Below are 16,504 nucleotides of genomic sequence, written 5' to 3' on the forward strand. Positions count from 1 at the left end.
GCTGACGCCGAGGAGCTGCTCTCTGCCATTGTTGAGGAAAATCCGAAGTTCCATAAATTCTACGTACTATACAATATTAATGCAGCTTGAGCGTATGCTCATTCACTTGCGAAACTTGAGTAGAATATTATCAAAAAGGCAAAGATTCTCTTGTGTTTGCCGAACACCTTCAACGAAATTAAACTTTATCGTTTCATAAGTAATATCGTGGCCACCAGTCACAAACCTTTGATTAACTCTTGCTACAGACTCATCAATCGAGGATAAGCCAAAATAGATGAAAACCAACTTGTAGTTCTCTCTCTTAAACTCATTAGCCATTGTGATAGGTAGATGTGAAGAAAAATTAGTTTCAAATGCAAAATCCTTATGCGCTTTGATTGCATCATCTTTTTGTTTCATTAGTTCGGTTATAACGGAACCATCTATCCAGTTGGAGTTCCATTCCGGATGATTCTTGCGAAGCTCTAAAGCGAGTTTATCCCCATCAAAGGCTTTGACCTTTGAATAGAACGGACCCAATCTACTTTTTCCTGCGCCATTAGGTCCTGCCACTAAAATAAATTCGGGTCTTCCGCTCATTATCTCAACAAGTATGACATTTTACCTTGTCCTGGAGCCGCGACACGTTTCAGTATCTTGTACTCGCGTGTCTTTCCGTCAAAAGAAACAGCATCATCACTACCATCAGGATTAGCAAGGAACATATTACCATCTTCGTCGAAATAAGGAACAGCTATCCCCTTGGCCCAAGAGTCAAGATAAATCTTCTCTACCTCGTCATGAACATGATTGTTTATCTCTTTTATGGATTTCCCATTAGAGAGTTTCCAACTTTCTATATCTTCATATCTGCACATAATAATTATTCTTTATTTGCTGAGGCAAATATAGCGCTTTACTTTGAATCTTACAAATTTTCAGTGCAGAAATGTAAGTAAGTCCATTGAAAAGGCTAAAAGCAACATCATTCTCTTCCGAGCGAATCAAAAACTATCAGCCCAAATAATTTGCATATATCATAAACAATACCTATATTTGCAAATGAAACCCCTAAATAGGCAACGATATGACAAACAGAAGCATACAGGACATAGAAGAAATGGGAGGTGCCAAATATATCAATCCCTACACAGACTTCGGATTTAAGAAGTTGTTTGGTACTCCTCTCAATAAAGATCTGCTGATTAGCTTTCTCAACTCGCTGTTCGAGGGCAAGGAGGTGATCAATGACCTTACTTACTTGAATGGTGAGAATCTTGGCAATAGCTATGGCGACCGTCGTGCTATCTTTGATGTATATTGCGAAAACGAAAAAGGCGAGACGTTCATCGTAGAGATGCAGAAAGCGGAGCAACAGTTCTTTAAGGACAGAAGTGTATTCTATTCCACCTTTCCTATCCAGAATCAAGGTAAGAAAGGAATCTGGGATTTTAAACTTAAAGGCGTCTACACAGTCGGAATTTTGGATTTCGTCTTTCCCGATAACGAATATCCCAAAGACAGCCTTCGTCACGAAGTGAAGTTAGTGGATGTAGATGACAAGCATGTGTTCTATGACAAGCTGACATTCCTTTATCTTGAGATGCCAAAGTTTACCAAGAAAGAGGAAGAACTGAAAACAATGTACGACAAATGGCTCTTTGTCCTTCACAACCTTTCTCGCCTGATGAAACGGCCAGCAGCCTTGCAGGAGCGCATCTTCACACGGCTTTTTGAACAGGCCGAGATAGCCCGATACACACCTGAGGAACGTCAGGATTACGAGGACAGCTTGAAGGTCTATCGCGACATGAAGAACGTACTCGATACGGCAGAGTTGAAAGGAATGAAAAAAGGAATGGAGCAAGGAATGAAAAAAGGAATGGAGCAGGGAATGAGAAAAGGAATGGAGCAAGGAATGAAAAAAGGAATGGAGCAAGGAATGGAAAAAGGTATTGAGCAGGGTGCTTCGGATGAAAGAAAAAAGAATGCAAAGGCTATGAAGACCTTAGGATTGCCTTTGGAGGCGATCGCTAAGGTAACGGGAATGCCGATAGATGACATCGAAAAACTATAGACCCATCCATCCCCTATCTAGCAGATTCATCCTTATGGCTTGACCGTTATTAACCAGCTTTAACCCGTCGCTCTTTTGTGCATTGATAACTTTTGGCTACATTTGCGCTGAGAAAAAAAAGGCTATGAACAATAAGAAAATGGAAACAAAGAGACTGAAAATCATACTTGCCAGCGCATCGCCACGACGCAAAGAGCTGTTGGCAGGACTGGACCTGGACTTCGAGGTGAAGGTGGTCAAAGGCGTCAGCGAGAGCTATCCCAAGACGCTGCGCGCCGAAGAGGTACCGCAATATATCTCACGAGAGAAGGCTGCCGCCTATCAAGTTGCCGACGACGAACTGTTGCTCACTGCCGACACGGTGGTCATTGTCGACAATACGATACTTGGCAAGCCACACGATGCCGATGACGCACGCCGTATGCTCCGTCTCATCAGCGGACGTACGCATCAGGTGGTCACCGGCGTGACGTTGACCACAGCCAAAGCGCAAAAGACGTTCGGAGTCTCGACAGACGTTACCTTCCGGCAACTCACCGACGACGAGATCGACTACTACATCGCCCACTACCGTCCTTTTGACAAGGCCGGCGCCTACGGCATACAAGAGTGGATCGGCTATGTCGGCGTGACGTCCATCCACGGCAGCTACTACAACGTCATGGGACTCCCCGTGCAGCGCATCTATCAGGAAATCATGGAAATAGAAAAATAGAAGTTCCTAAAGAATAATATAAAAAGAAACGGTGCTCCAACAGACTCTTGCCTGTGTTGAGCACCGTTTGTCAAATCTAAAAGTCGCTTTCCTTGCTTTCTGAAAGCAGAAAACAACTTATGCTTTCTTAGCCTTCAAAGCGTCCAGTGCTGCACGACGGCCACCGAGAATCATGTCGATGCGCATTTTGTCTTGCAGATCTGCCTGAGCATTCATTGTCACTAATTTGTCTGTCATAACTACAATCTCTTTACATTGATAAGATTTAAACAGTGGCTACCGACAGAAGTCGTAAGCCTTTTTTTGCGAGGGCAAAGTTATGTTTCTTATTCCATTCTGCCTAATATTCATGCAGAAAAGTCACAATACAATCGTTTGATATTGATGTAAATCAAGCGCAAGACTTTGTCACAGGGCTTTTTTGAAGTGTGATCAGGCACCTTCTTCTATAAAAAAGCAGAGGCTACTGATATGCTAAATCTTCACTTCATGAAGACTTTGCGATGACCTTCTCTTTGTAAGAACCCCTACCCGTCTCATTTTTTTGCGGTTTTTCTTTGCTATTCCACTCGTTTACACTATCTTTGCAGTAATATAATCATTTAAACATAAAACGCCATGACTGTAACAGACATGCAAGAGATAAAAACGGACGGCATACAGAAACTCACCATAGCTAAAGACGATGGTCAGGATGTGTTGCTTATCTCTCTTAAAGAAGCCTATCAGAGCAAACCACAATACCAGCGGTCCATGAAAAAAGAATTTGACCGCTGCAAAGATCTCGACCATCAGCATTTGCTGAAATACCTTGGCATGAAAGACGTCGAGGGCCTTGGCTCTTGTATCGAACTGGAATGGGAATCCTCACACTCTCTGTTGGAATATCTTGATGAGGGTCACGGTGAAGACGAGAAAAAGCGGATTGTCAGTCAGATTGCGTCAGCACTGGAGTATCTCCACCAGAATGGTATGATACATGGCGCGCTCGATCCTTCCTACATCTTTGTCACAAAGAAGGCTGACGAGGTAAAGGTTCTCAATTTCCGTATGCGATATGCTGACACCATAAGCATGCCCAGTAGCAGTTTGCGCTTCTTCGCTCCGGAAGCCAAGGACGGCACCGTAGCTCTGGATGCCCGTGCTGACGTTTATTCCTTAGGCATGATTGTCAGGGTCATGGAGCTTGGAGAGGAGTATAGCCAGGTCATTGATGGCAGTTGCAGCTTTGGTCGGAGTGAGCGGTACGCCAGCATTGAAGACTTTATGGAGGCTTTCGAGCACCACCACTATAGCCGTAAGAATGAAAGTTCATCTTCGACTGCAAGCAAGAAGATGATGGGATTGGTAATTGCCATTGCCGTACTCGTGGTCATTGCCGCCGTACTGCTTTTCAGTAGAAGCAGCCAAACGGCCCAGCAGACTGACGACGCTGACTCCACGCTGGTCGCTGACGACAATTCGGCTCAAAACACTGACTCCGCCAATAGCGTTTCCGGATCGGTGGCTCCCACCACAGACAGCACTAACAACACTCAGCAGACTGCATCCGCACAGACACCACAGTACACGGGCGATTTGGTATTTCTCAACAACCTCGTTCCGCAGATGCACATCGACATCGACAAGATTTATGCTTCCAGCACAGATCCGGATCAGATCCACAAGAAGGTAACCATTTACTACAAAGGACTGCGCAAGACATTGGGTAGCCTCAACGAACAACAGTTCGCCGCCTTTGACAAAGCATTCAGCGACTATATCAAGTCGAAACAACAATAAAAAAGTAAGGTGTAGCACGTCATAAAGCATGCTACACCTTATTATTATATATGATACTGGCGCAAACTATTTTTTGCGTAAGCACATACTAATGTCATAAGTCAACAAGCACCTATGTGATTATCAAGAATCACCGCTCTCTCACTTGTGGAATGCTTTTTTGGCCTTCAACTCCTTATTTTTTGATTTCTCTTTCTCTATAATGCAAGTTGCCGCGGAGGACTTTTTGTAGGATTTATTTTCGTTGTTACACATAGCTGGGGAATATTTATTTCTCAAAAAAGTTTCCCTCACGTGCAAGTTTTTCCTTATCTTTGCATTTGATAATTAGAAACGTTTAAGTCTATAATAATAAAGAAAATGAGAAAAACTTCAATCCTGACATTGTTGCTGTGCATGATCGCAGCACTGACCATGACTTCTTGCTTAAGCGATGATGACGACAACAGCGGACTGACGCGCGAAGAGCAGCACACGGCTTATCTGTCTGTAGCGGGAGAGCATAATGGGCAACTGGTCTACTACGACTCTATCTTCACCACAAAGCCAGCCAAAGTAGACTCCGTAGATGCAATGGTGAACTTTGAGACAGACTCTACGGTGACGGTCTACAACTTCCGTGTCAACTCCATCGCACATTTCGTGCAAGACGCGACAGCCAAGGCATGTCTGAAAAATGCTCCGGCACAGATCCTGAAATGCTATACTTATTTCTACGATCTCTCCCCGGTGACGTTCCACATCCAACCTCAGAAACTGACTTTCAGCACAACGGCTGACGGAACGCCCCACACGATCACACTGGCCTTCTACGCAGGATACCCCAACTCTTACGGTGTTAAGAGTGGAAAGGAACTTGGACTGCAAATTGTCTTAGGCGGCGTTTACCTTGATTACGAAAATATCACAGGTGGAACGAATCTGCTCGCCAACGGTCTGGCACTGCCCTTCTACTTCAATGCAAAATAACCCTTCGTGACAATAACGAAAGCCCCAAGCAACCATCAAATCCGGTTGCTTGGGGCTTTCTTGGTTTTATAGCATCAGCAGGAAACGTTTTTCCTATTGACTTCTCTTACGATTTTATTATCTGACAAATGGCTATTCTTCCAGCCATAATGCCGACTGGGCGTCGGTAGGCATTCGCCAGTCACCACGCGGACTGAGGCTGACGGAGCCCACCTTAGGTCCGTCGGGCAGGCAGGAACGTTTGAACTGCTGGGCAAAGAAGCGACGGCAGAACGTGCGAAGCCAGTGACGGATTGTCTCCTCGGAATAGATCGACACGCCTTTCTGGGGATGCGTACCGTCGAAGACATGGCAGGCCAGCATGAAGATCTTGCGGGGACTGAAGCCGCAACGCAGGAAATAGTAGAGGAAGAAGTCGTGGAGCTCGTAGGGTCCCACGAGGTCTTCGGTCTTCTGCTTGATGTTGCCGTGCTCGTCGGCCGGAATCAGTTCGGGCGAAATCGGTGTGGCGATGATGTCGAAGAGCGTCGAGGCGCTCTTGTCATCTACGGTCTTGGCAACAAACTCCACAAGATACTTGATGAGGGTTTTGGGGATAGAGGCGTTGACACCATACATGCTCATGTGGTCACCATTGTAGGTAGCCCATCCCAGAGCGAGTTCCGAGAGGTCACCGGTGCCGATGACGAGACCGCCAAGCTGGTTGGAGAGATCCATGAGGATCTGGGTGCGCTCGCGTGCCTGCCCGTTTTCGTAAGTGACATCATGCACTTGCATGTCGTGGCCAATGTCCTCGAAGTGCTGTGTAACGCTCTTGGCGATGCTGATCTCACGGATGGTCACGCCCAGAGAGTTCATCAGGCTGACTGCATTGTTATAGGTGCGGTCTGTGGTACCAAAGCCCGGCATGGTGACGCCGACGATGCCTTTTCTGTCCATGCCGAGCTTGTCGAAGGTCTTCACGCATACCAGCAAGGCCAGTGTAGAATCCAGCCCGCCACTCACGCCGACGACCACAGTCTTGGCATGAGTGTGGACAATGCGGCGTGCCAGACCCATGACCTGAATAGAGAAGATCTCGTTGCACGACCGCTCCATGTCATCGCTCTGTGGGATGAAAGGATGCGGATTGACACTGCGCTCCAAGACAAAGTCGTGATGGTCGACAACGTCGGCATCGATAAAGCGAATGTCTTCGTTGATCATCCGGCGCTGAGCGTTGGTAAACGTCGTGTTCATCCGTCGCTCCGAGCGCAGGTATTCCACATCGATCTGTGCCGTCTGCAACTGTGGCTGCAAAGAGAATCGCTCTCCCTGGGCGATCAGCTTGCCATTTTCATAGATCAGCGCATTGCCGCCATAAACGACGTCCTGTGTGCTTTCGCCAAAGCCCGCACTACTGTAGACATAGCCGCTCATGGTGCGAGCGCTTTGGTTGCTGAGCAAGCTGAGCAGATAGTCGTGCTTACCGATCAGCTCGTCGCTGGCACTGAGATTGAAGATGATGTCGGCACCTGCCAGTGCAAGATGGTTGCTCGGTGGCGTCGGTGCCCATACGTCCTCACAGATCTCTATGCCAAAGGTCACGCCGTCCATGGTGCGGAAGAGCTGTGGCGATGAGGTGATGGAAACGGAATGACCCGCAAAATGGAACGTGCAGGGACGCAGATCCTGAGCGGAAGCAAACCAGCGTTTCTCGTAGAACTCACTGTAGTTGGGCAAGTATGTCTTCGGCACAATACCGAGCACATGACCTTTCTGAATGACGATGGCACAGTTGAGCAACAGATCTCCCACCGCCACGGGTGCTCCGACGATGGCAATGATGTCGAGTTGGTTGGTGAACTCAAGAAGTTTCATCACCGCCACCTCGGCAGCGTCGAGCAACACATGTTGCCGGAAGAGATCCTGACAGGTGTAGCCGGTGAGGCACAGCTCCGGAAAGACGATGATCTCCACGCCCTGTCCTTCGGCCTGTGCGATGAGCGTCTCTATGTTTTTGACGTTTTCGTTGCAGTTGGCAACGCTGACAAGAGGCACAGCCGAGGCCACCTTGATATATCCGTATTCCATTTTGCTTGCGTTTAAGAGTTGATGGTGACCATGGTGGCACCGTAGCCGTATTCCTGGAACGAGGCGTCCTGGTAGGTGCATTTCTTGTAGCGGTAGGTGAGATCGTTGATGAGCGCACGGCGCAGCACGCCCTCGCCCTTGCCATGGATGAAGACGATCTTCTGGCCTTTGCGGTTCAGATGAGCGTTCATCGTGTCGCGGAAGACCTTGAGCTGATAGTCGAGAATCTCACCAGGCTTCATTCCCTGCGTGGTGTCGAGGATTTCCTCAGCATGCAAGTCGACGACGAGTGCGTCGTCAAGACCGCGATGGCGGATATAAGGCGAGTTGCGCTTGTTGCCCTTGCTCTGGTCGTCGGTGTAGCGGCTCACCAGTTGCTCACGCTGTTTGGCGGTAGGAGCCTGAGCAGCAGCGTCGGTTTGCTTGCCGGCGTACATTTCCTCCTTGAGCCGCTTTGCGTCAAGGACGAGCGGCCGCGCGACTTTGTCGTTCTCCACCAGCGTGTAGAGCAGACAGGGAGACTTGAAGAAGTCGGTGACCTGCATCGTATGCACTTTATAGAACTTCACGGGGTCGAGACGCAGCTGAACGTCGACAGTGGGCTTGAGGATAAACGGCTTCTCACGCTTGTAGGCAATGAGCTGCACTGCCACACGGTCGAGATGGTTGACATCCTCACGGCCGAGCTCTCCAAGGAAAAGCACAGTGTTGGGTTCCACCTCACCTTCAGAGAGCACTGTCCAACTGTTGCCCTCGGCCTGGAGATAGGTATATTTCAGATAATAGTTGCAGTCGTTGACAAGGTTGACCGTGAACTTCGGGTTGTTGATGAGTTCCTTGACATCTTCAGGAACGAAGGCGAGATAAGCCGAAAGCTGGTTGCCGCCCTGCCGCTCCACGGCCTGCGGCCGGTAAGTGACCTCTTTGGTGTCGTCGACGGTGTCCTCGACCGTCATGTCCACTTCCTCGTCCTGACCGTCTTGCATCATGGCTTTGACAGAGCGTCCGCCACGGTTGAGCGGTGTCTCCTCAGCCCGGTGCTCCTCAGCCTCGGCGCGTTTGTTGATGACATTGGCAGTGGTGTAGTCGTCCTGTTTGACGACAACAACCTCATTGACGGGCATGGGGATCTGAAAACCATCCTCGTCCTCTACCAACACGATGTTTTTGCCCTGGAAGCCAGCTACCTTTCCGCCGCCGACCTCACTGAGAAAACTTACTTTGTCTCCTATCTTCATATACTTAAACTTTTAACAAACTGGAATCGCCATAGCTCAGGAAGCGGAAGTCATGGCTGAGGGCATAGTCGTAGACCTTGCGCCAGTCGCCATGAAGGAAGGCACTGACCAAGAGCAGCAGCGTGCTCTGAGGCTGATGGAAATTGGTGATGAGCATCTTCACAATCTTATAGGTGTAGCCCGGAGCAATAATGATCTGAGTACTGGAATGGAGGGCTTCCAGGCCGTCGCGATCGAGATAGTCGAGAAGGGCACGGATGGACTGCTCCACCGTGACGCTGTTTCCGTCGACGATCACGAGTCCCTGCTCGTCATGCGGCAGGTCGTAGGGCTCCCACTGATTGACGTGCAGCTCTTCCTCCGAGATGTCGGGATGGGTCAAAGCCTTCACGCCCATATAGTAAAGGCTCTCTAAGGTGCGCACGCTCGTGGTGCCCACAGCGATGGCCCGACACTGATGCTCAAGGAGATGCTCAAAGGTATGGCGATGGACGACGATATACTCTGTGTGCATATTATGGCCTTCTATCTCTTCAGACTTCACGGGTTTGAAGGTTCCGGCACCAACATGCAGCGTGACCTCATCGCGGATGATGCCATGCGCGTCGACGTCTCTGAGCACGCGGTCGGTGAAGTGCAGTCCTGCCGTCGGTGCAGCCACACTGCCTTTGATCTTGGAGTAGACGGTCTGGTAAGTGGTTTTGTCGCTCTCCTGCGTCTCGCGGTTGAGATAGGGAGGGATGGGCAGCTCGCCAACAGCCTCAAGGATGTCGGCGAAGTTGACCTGGTCGTTGTCCCACTCAAAGTCGACCCAATAGTTGGTGCCACCGCTCTTCTCAGCCGTACGGCTGCGGTCCATTGTGGCATTGAGGGTGAGTTTGTGGCCTTTGATCTCAAAGTCGCGGTGGAGCGTACCCTCTTTCCACTTCTTCAGATTGCCGACCATGCACAGCCAGCTGCACTTTCCGGTTGTCTGGAACATCTGCTCGTAGTCGGCAGGCTCAGCAGGCTCCATGAGAAACACCTCGATGAGCGCACCGGTCTCCTTGCGGAAGTGCATGCGCGCCTGAATGACGCGGGTGTTGTTGAAAACCATCAGCGCACCGGCAGGAAGGTGCTGTGGCAGATTGTAGAAAATATCTTCGCTGACCGTACCGTGGTCGTAGATAAGCAATTTGCTGTGGTCGCGCTCTTTCAGCGGGAACTTGGCAATACGACTGTCGGGTAAGTCGTAGTTATAATCACTGATATGTATATGTTTTGTATCCATTGTCGTTGTGTATAATACTGATAAGTAAAGGATGAAAGTCAATAGCTGCCTGTCATGGTCAAGAGTGCGCAGATGATAGCCACACAGATCGTGAGCGTGAGCACAAGCATGACATTGTGGATGTCGACGTTGCTGTAGCCTGTGGTGGTATACTGTGATGAGATGTAGTTGACGGGCGGGCTCACCTTATTATATAGTCTGTAGAAAACATAATAAGCCACGCTGCCCATCATCGCTCCCCATAGCCAGCCCACGACAACATCCAAGGGATAGTGCTGGGCGAGATAGATACGTGACCAGCCATTGAGCAGGGACCAAGAGAGGAGCGTAAGGCTCAGCAGACGACTGCGCACGAGCCACATCATAAACACGGCGATCGCCATGGTGTTGGCAGCATGGTTGGAGAAGAAACTAAACCCTGACGCACGGTAGTTGTTCACCACATCGACGGTATATTTCAGCATTGGGTCGTCACAAGGACGTAGCCGCGCTACCAAAGGTTTGATGATCATGCCGTTGATGCCACCGGAGAGGAAAACGCCCAACAACACGCAGCCTACCACAAGACCGATCTGCACCATCGTCTCATTGTTCTTCATCACAAGTAGGAAAAGGGTGAAGAGCAAGGGAACCCAAGTTAGGCCGTTGGTAAAAATGAGTATGAAGTGATCCCAAAACATGGAATCACTCCCATTGAGCATCACCAGCAAGTGCTGGTCAAAAGCGATCAATCCGTCCAATGTCATGACTACCTGAAACGATTAAATGATCTCTACTTGCGAGGCGGGAATCCATCCTTCCCGCCCGTCGCCTATTTTTATGCCGTACCACGACTTCATGCTCTTGTCAGTAATGTCTACTCTTGTGCCTTCGTGAAGCACGAAAGCGTCGGTGCCATTAGCGACGGGTGTCTTCTTGATCGTCACGGACGGTGCCATGATGATGGCTCCGCAATGGCGTTCAAGGTTTTGTTTTTGCTGCCAGGCAAAGAAGGTGGTGACAACAAACAACAACAAGGCAATGCTGCTGCCGTAAAAGCCAATCTTGCGAACCACCAGTTGTGGACCGAAGAGATAAGCCAGCATCAACAGCAAAGCCAGCACGACGGCAACGATGCCCGTGCGTGCCCAGTTGTCCACACTCGTGAAGTTGACGAGACGCTTGTACCACGTGACAAAGAACATCTCGTTGTCCGGTACGATCTTGTCGATGGTTTTGGCACGCGCGAACTGCAAGTTGAAACGGATGTCGCTGTTTCCCGGCGACAGCTGCGCGGCGCGCTCATAAGCCAAAATGGCCTGCGCGAGGTTGTCGCTGCGATAGTAGGCATTGCCAAGATTGTAGTACAGCTCCGGTGACACACCTTCTTTCAGCAATTCCTGATAGTCGATGATCGCCTGCTGATACTTACCTTGCTTATAGGCCGTGTCGGCATTGTCCTTTGTGATGGCAAAAGACAGTGTGACAGACAGCAAGCCTGCCACAAGCACGAGCAGGCGTCTGATGCTGTTTCCTATGTTTGAGATATGCTTCTTCATCATGATTTCTTCCTAATCGTTTTCTTTTGGGACAAAGTCCAACGCTTATTTCTTGCGTCCGCCGTTGCGTTTCATCACCTCCTCGATCTCCTCGATGGCGGTCATCGCACTGTTGAAGGTCTTCTCCATATTGCCGGAGGCATCACCGGGAGCGTAGCGCTCATACTCGCATGTGTCGAGGGCTGAGATGAACTTGCCGATGGTGGCATCATCGACTTGATGCCCTTGCAGTTTCTCGGTGATGTTGTCGCGGTTGAGTTGTTCCACTGCAATATTGAGTTTATAGCCCACATAGCCCCACAGTGCACGGAGCACTTCGTCGTAGAAGGCCTCGCTCTTGCCTTGGAACATCAGTTTGCTGGCTTTCTTCAGTCGTTTGCGCGCGATCTTGTTGGCCTTCTTGCCACGCATCTTCACGGCATCGGCATGATCCAAGGCACGCTTGCGGAAGATGACCAACAGCACGATGAAGGCGATCAACGGCAAGAGCAACGAGATCCACCATGACGTGGAGCCAAAGAAGAAATTGCCGACCTGACGCTGCTCACACTTGCCCGACATGATGTCGTGGATGTCGTTGGCCTTCTGAGCATCGTAGTCTGCCGACGTGCTGTTGCCGTCGCCTTTGTCTACAATCAGCTTGAACGGCTGTGTCTTGATGGTTTTATAGGCATTCAAGTCGGTGTCGTAGTAGGTAAACGATACCGAAGGGATGGTGTAAGTGCCCTGGTTGCGCGGCACAAAAAGGAAGTCGTAGATCATGTTGCCACCCACGCCGGTGGATGTCAGCTTGGTCTTGTCGGTCACCTTGGCGTCATATTTGTCGAAGTCCTTAGGGAAGTTGACCTCGGGCTGCTTGATGAGTTTGAGGTTGCCATTACCGCCTACCACTACTCTGAGGGTGACGGGATCGCCGGCCTTCACCTCTTTCTTGGTGAGTTGCGCGGATATATTGAACTTGCCGACGCCGCCGGAGAAGCCTGCTGGCTTGGCCGGTAAGGGATCCACCTGAACGGTCAGTCCCGGTGCCACAATGTTGCGGTGCACCTCGACATAGCCGGAGCCACCATTAAGGAAAGCTTCGAACGGGTCGACGGAGCGGTTTTGCTGTACCACGATGCCCTTGAATGTGATGCTCGGAATCTGGAGTTTGCCCGTCATCTGCGGATACATGACATACTGGCTCCACGTCACGGCACGATAGGGCTTACCGTTGACGCGCTCAAGATGGAAGCTTTTTTGCTGAGGCAGAGGCACCTCTTGGGAGTGGAAACCGGTGAGATCCGGCATCTTACCCTCCAACTGTGTCAGGTCCACAAGGGAGTAGACCTTGTAGGTGAGCAGTATCGGCTCTTGCTCATGCACCCGCCGCTTGTTGGCAGTGACCTTGATAAACAGGTCGTTGGCGGTGATCCGGCTGCCTGCCGACGCCATGCTTGGCTCGCGACTCTCGTCTTCACCATGCATCTTCGGTGCGCCGCCACTGTTGTGAGCCCGTCCGCTGACCACCACCTTAGCAGCCCGCGAGGCTACCATACGCCCGTTGATGCGCGCATGAGCAGGCGGAATCGTGAACGAGCCGTCCTTGGCGGCATAGAGCGTATAGGTGAAAGTGATGGATGACGAACTGCTCGTGTGACCGTTGACCATACGGTAGCTCGACTGCTGCGAAGTGTAAGGACCGGCAATCAACTCCAGTCCGCCAGGAATGTTACCGGCCCGGAACTCATCGACATCCTGCGTGTTGATGGTATAGGACAGCCGGAAGTTCTCTCCCGCCTCTACATGCGAGGGGACAGAGACGGCAATCTGAGCCTGCGATGCCAGTGCCACGGCAGCCAACATCAGGGTGAAAACAAATATGTGAAGTATTCGACGCGTCATCATATCAAGTACATCTTATCAGATATCAAGAAAACTTATTACCAGTTTTGTTGCAGTCTTCTGCGTTGCGGTTGCTGTTCGTTGCGTTTCAGACGCTCTTGCGTAGCCTTCTCCTGTTGGATGGCATAGTTGAGCAACTGCTGGGCATTGTCTTTGCTCATCTGCTCCTTGGGCTGCTGTTGTTGCTGCTTGTTCTGATCTTGTTTGTTCTGCTTATTGTTCTTTTGCTTATTCTGTTGTTTCTTATTATCTTTCTTGTTTTTGTTCTTCTGATTGTTTTTGCCTCCGTTTTGCTTTTGTTTTTTCTGGAGCCGTTGGCAGAGGGCAAGGTTATAGCGTGTCTCGTTGTCGCCGGGATTATTGCGCAGGCTCTCTTTGTAGGCTTCGATGGCCTCGCCATACATCCGGTGTTGCTGGCAGATCACACCGATGTTGTGATAAGCCATTGCCTTGCGGCGCGGTGACTGCTCACTGCGCCCGGCATTTTGCAGCTGTACGATGGCGGCGGAATCTTTCTGCTGCATCATCAGTGCGCAACCGAGATTATACATAGCCTGCGTGTTGCGCGCATTCTTGCTCAAGGCCTTGCGGTATTCCGTTTCAGCCTTGGCATAGTTATGTTGGCGGTAGAGCTTATTACCGTTCCGGATGAACTGCCGGTCAGCCTGCGCCTGCATCTGCATGACACCGGCAAGAGCCAGCAGGATCAAAAGAATATACTTACGTATGTCCATTATCTCTTTCCTTTATTCTTAAAGATCGTTACCTTCTTCAGCAATGGATTCCGTGTCTCCATCAGACAGACATCCACAACGAGAAGGATCAGAGCAATGATGGCGAAAGCCTGGAACTGCTCGTTGTAATCACTATAAACCACAGCATCGGTAGTACCTTGCTGCAGTTTGACCAAATCGTTGTTCAACTCGTTCTGAGCGTCCGCCGTGTTGTTGACATGTATGTACATACCACTGCCCGCTTGCGCTATTTTGCGGCACATCTGCTCGTTGAGTGCACTCATCACTGTCTGTCCTGACGCATCCTTCATGTAGCCGTCGCCGGTAGGGATCGGTGCGCCATGAGGATCACCGACGCCAAGGATAAACACGTTGATGCCTTTTTTCTTGGCTTCGGCAGCCGCTTCCTCAGCACCACCTTCGTGGTCTTCACCATCGGTGATGACGATGATGGCGCGTCCGATATTGTTGGCCTGCGTGAAACTGTGCATCGCCAACTGTATGGCATGACCGATATCTGTGCCTTGCGTGGCAATGAGCGAAGGATTGATGTCCTGCAGGAACATCTTGGCAGAGACATAGTCAGCGGTAATCGGCAGCTGTACGAAAGCATCACCGGCAAAGACTACCAGACCCACCTTATCGTTGGTGAAGTGGTCGATCATGTTTTCGACGAGCATCTTGCTCTTTTCCAGTCGGCTCGGCACGACATCCTCGGCGAGCATGGAATTGGAGATGTCCATACAGATGATGGCTTCGATGCCCTGACGCTTGTCGTGTGACACATGCGTTCCCATTTGCGGACGTGCCAAAACAAGGATCAGCATGGCCAAAGCACCCATCATCAACCAGAACTTCACCGCACGCCTTGCCCTGGAAACGTCGGGCATGAGCTGACGCAACAGCTGAGGATCACCCAACCGGCGAAGCCGTTTCCTCTGCTTGAAATGGCTTGCTACCCTCAGCAGAAACAGCAAAGGCAGCAGGCAGAGTAGCCATAAGTATGTCGGATCTTCAAATCTCATTGTCTTTTCGTTTATCTTTTTTCCTTCGGCCTAAGCCTTTGGATTCTCTTCTTTTCAGTTTACTACATCTGCAAGATAGGCTCCCAACGTCATGAAGATAGCTTCGATGCGCCATGAAGATAGCTTCGATGCGTCATGAACATAGGTTCGATGCACAATGAACATAGCTTGCCTACACCTTATTATATATAGGGGCGTCAGCAGGTTACCTTTTAAGGCAGTCGACGCAAAACCGTGTTGCGCAGCAGGATCTCCAACAGGAGGAAGAAGACCGCGGCAATGGCGAAGGGCTGGTAAGCCTCATAGTAGCGCGAATACTTCTTGACGTTCATCTTCGTCTTCTCGAGTTGGTCGATGTCGTGATAGATCTGCTTCAGCTGCCGGTTGTTGGTGGCACGATAGAAATTGCCGTCGGTGATCGCCGAGATGTCGCTGAGTGTCTTCGTGTCAATCTCCACCGGCATGTTGACATACTGCACGGTACCTGCCACCTGCACGGGATAAGGAGCCACCTTGTTCGTTCCCACGCCAATGGTATATACTCTGATGCCCAACGACTTGGCGATCTGCGCAGCAGTCAGTGGTGAGATGTCGCCCATGTTGTTACTACCGTCAGTCAGCAAGATCACCACTTTGCTCTTGGCTTTAGAGTCTTTCAGTCGTGACACGGCGTTGGCCAGTCCCATGCCCAATGCCGTTCCGTCCTGGATGAGTCCACGGGCAGCGATGTCAGTGCGCACGCTTTGCAACAGATTGAGCAGCGACGCATGGTCGGTGGTCATCGGGCACTGTGTGAACGCCTCACCAGCGAAGATCGTCAGTCCAATATTGTCGTTGGGTCTGCCGGAGATGAACTCGGCGGCCACATCCTTGGCGGCCTCAATGCGATTCGGCTTTAAGTCCTCCGCCAGCATGGAAGTAGACACGTCCATGGCCAGCATGATGTCAATGCCCTCTACCTGTTTGTGTCCCCATGAGTTATGGGTCTGAGGCCGCGCCAAGATGAAGACGATGAGCGTAAACACCACACAACGCAGGAGCATCGGGGCGTTGACGAGGCGCACTCGCCAGCTCTTCGGCGCATTCTCATAGGCGTAGGTGTCGCCCATACGCAGTGTCGGCTCATCTCGCTTGCGGTAAAGGAAATACCACAAGACGTAAGGGATGAGCAGCAACAGCAGTAAGAAATATTGTTTATCAGCAAATTCCATGATCGT

At 50.3% G+C, this 16,504-nt stretch carries 15 protein-coding genes; 4 read left to right on the forward strand and 11 right to left on the reverse strand.

The genetic code is table 11. The features are described 5' to 3' along the window. Positions 1-102 precede the first annotated feature (102 nt). Entirely contained in the window at positions 103-582 is a 480-nt protein-coding gene (locus NG346_RS09100) for a zeta toxin family protein (RefSeq protein WP_262288609.1), read from the reverse strand. Beyond that, the gene (locus NG346_RS09105) at positions 582-860 is read right to left on the reverse strand and encodes a xenobiotic reductase B (protein WP_262280012.1); all 279 of its coding nucleotides are present in this window, start codon (positions 858-860) and stop codon (positions 582-584) included. Before NG346_RS09105 ends, NG346_RS09100 begins: the two co-directional genes overlap by 1 nt. Before the next feature lie 209 nt (positions 861-1,069). Between NG346_RS09105 and NG346_RS09110 the strand changes: the two genes are divergently transcribed. From NG346_RS09110 to NG346_RS09125, 4 genes are all read left to right on the forward strand, one after another. Further along, positions 1,070-2,059 (forward strand): Rpn family recombination-promoting nuclease/putative transposase, encoded by a 990-nt coding sequence (locus tag NG346_RS09110; protein WP_262288610.1) that lies wholly within the window; start codon positions 1,070-1,072, stop codon positions 2,057-2,059. 124 nt (positions 2,060-2,183) lie between these two features. Continuing rightward, the gene (locus NG346_RS09115; protein ID WP_262288611.1) at positions 2,184-2,774 is read left to right on the forward strand and encodes a Maf-like protein; all 591 of its coding nucleotides are present in this window, start codon (positions 2,184-2,186) and stop codon (positions 2,772-2,774) included. 633 nt (positions 2,775-3,407) lie between these two features. Then, entirely contained in the window at positions 3,408-4,556 is a 1,149-nt protein-coding gene (locus tag NG346_RS09120; RefSeq protein ID WP_262288612.1) for a protein kinase domain-containing protein, read from the forward strand. A gap of 360 nt (positions 4,557-4,916) precedes the next feature. Continuing rightward, positions 4,917-5,525, forward strand: coding sequence for a DUF4840 domain-containing protein (locus NG346_RS09125; RefSeq protein ID WP_262288613.1), 609 nt, complete (start codon positions 4,917-4,919; stop codon positions 5,523-5,525). Positions 5,526-5,657: 132 nt separating this feature from the next. Here the strand turns inward: NG346_RS09125 and NG346_RS09130 are convergent, their stop codons facing one another. From NG346_RS09130 to NG346_RS09165, 9 genes are all read right to left on the reverse strand, one after another. Further along, entirely contained in the window at positions 5,658-7,598 is a 1,941-nt protein-coding gene (locus NG346_RS09130; RefSeq protein WP_262288614.1) for an NAD(+) synthase, read from the reverse strand. A gap of 11 nt (positions 7,599-7,609) precedes the next feature. Beyond that, positions 7,610-8,836 (reverse strand): DUF2027 domain-containing protein, encoded by a 1,227-nt coding sequence (locus NG346_RS09135; protein ID WP_262288615.1) that lies wholly within the window; start codon positions 8,834-8,836, stop codon positions 7,610-7,612. 4 nt (positions 8,837-8,840) lie between these two features. Further along, positions 8,841-10,106 (reverse strand): S-adenosylmethionine:tRNA ribosyltransferase-isomerase, encoded by a 1,266-nt coding sequence (locus tag NG346_RS09140; protein WP_262288616.1) that lies wholly within the window; start codon positions 10,104-10,106, stop codon positions 8,841-8,843. 38 nt (positions 10,107-10,144) lie between these two features. Continuing rightward, positions 10,145-10,852 (reverse strand): phosphatase PAP2 family protein, encoded by a 708-nt coding sequence (locus NG346_RS09145; RefSeq protein ID WP_154534484.1) that lies wholly within the window; start codon positions 10,850-10,852, stop codon positions 10,145-10,147. A 15-nt stretch (positions 10,853-10,867) separates the two neighbouring features. Then, the gene (locus tag NG346_RS14535; protein WP_317620792.1) at positions 10,868-11,647 is read right to left on the reverse strand and encodes a tetratricopeptide repeat protein; all 780 of its coding nucleotides are present in this window, start codon (positions 11,645-11,647) and stop codon (positions 10,868-10,870) included. Between the two features lie 42 nt (positions 11,648-11,689). After that, positions 11,690-13,528 carry a BatD family protein gene (locus NG346_RS09150; RefSeq protein ID WP_154534493.1) on the reverse strand — a complete coding sequence of 613 codons (1,839 nt, stop codon included), beginning with the start codon at positions 13,526-13,528 and terminating at the stop codon, positions 11,690-11,692. Between the two features lie 38 nt (positions 13,529-13,566). Continuing rightward, the gene (locus tag NG346_RS09155; RefSeq protein ID WP_154534482.1) at positions 13,567-14,262 is read right to left on the reverse strand and encodes a tetratricopeptide repeat protein; all 696 of its coding nucleotides are present in this window, start codon (positions 14,260-14,262) and stop codon (positions 13,567-13,569) included. Beyond that, positions 14,262-15,287: a VWA domain-containing protein gene (locus NG346_RS09160; RefSeq protein WP_154534481.1), complete on the reverse strand. Its 1,026-nt coding sequence runs from the start codon at positions 15,285-15,287 to the stop codon at positions 14,262-14,264. The genes NG346_RS09155 and NG346_RS09160 overlap by 1 nt, the downstream gene beginning before the upstream one ends. Positions 15,288-15,499: 212 nt before the next feature. Then, a complete protein-coding gene (locus NG346_RS09165) occupies positions 15,500-16,498 on the reverse strand; it encodes a vWA domain-containing protein (protein WP_154534480.1) in 999 nt (332 codons plus the stop codon). Positions 16,499-16,504 lie beyond the last annotated feature (6 nt).

It is taken from the genome of Hallella absiana (assembly GCF_025457485.1).
Lineage (GTDB): Bacteria > Bacteroidota > Bacteroidia > Bacteroidales > Bacteroidaceae > Prevotella > Prevotella absiana.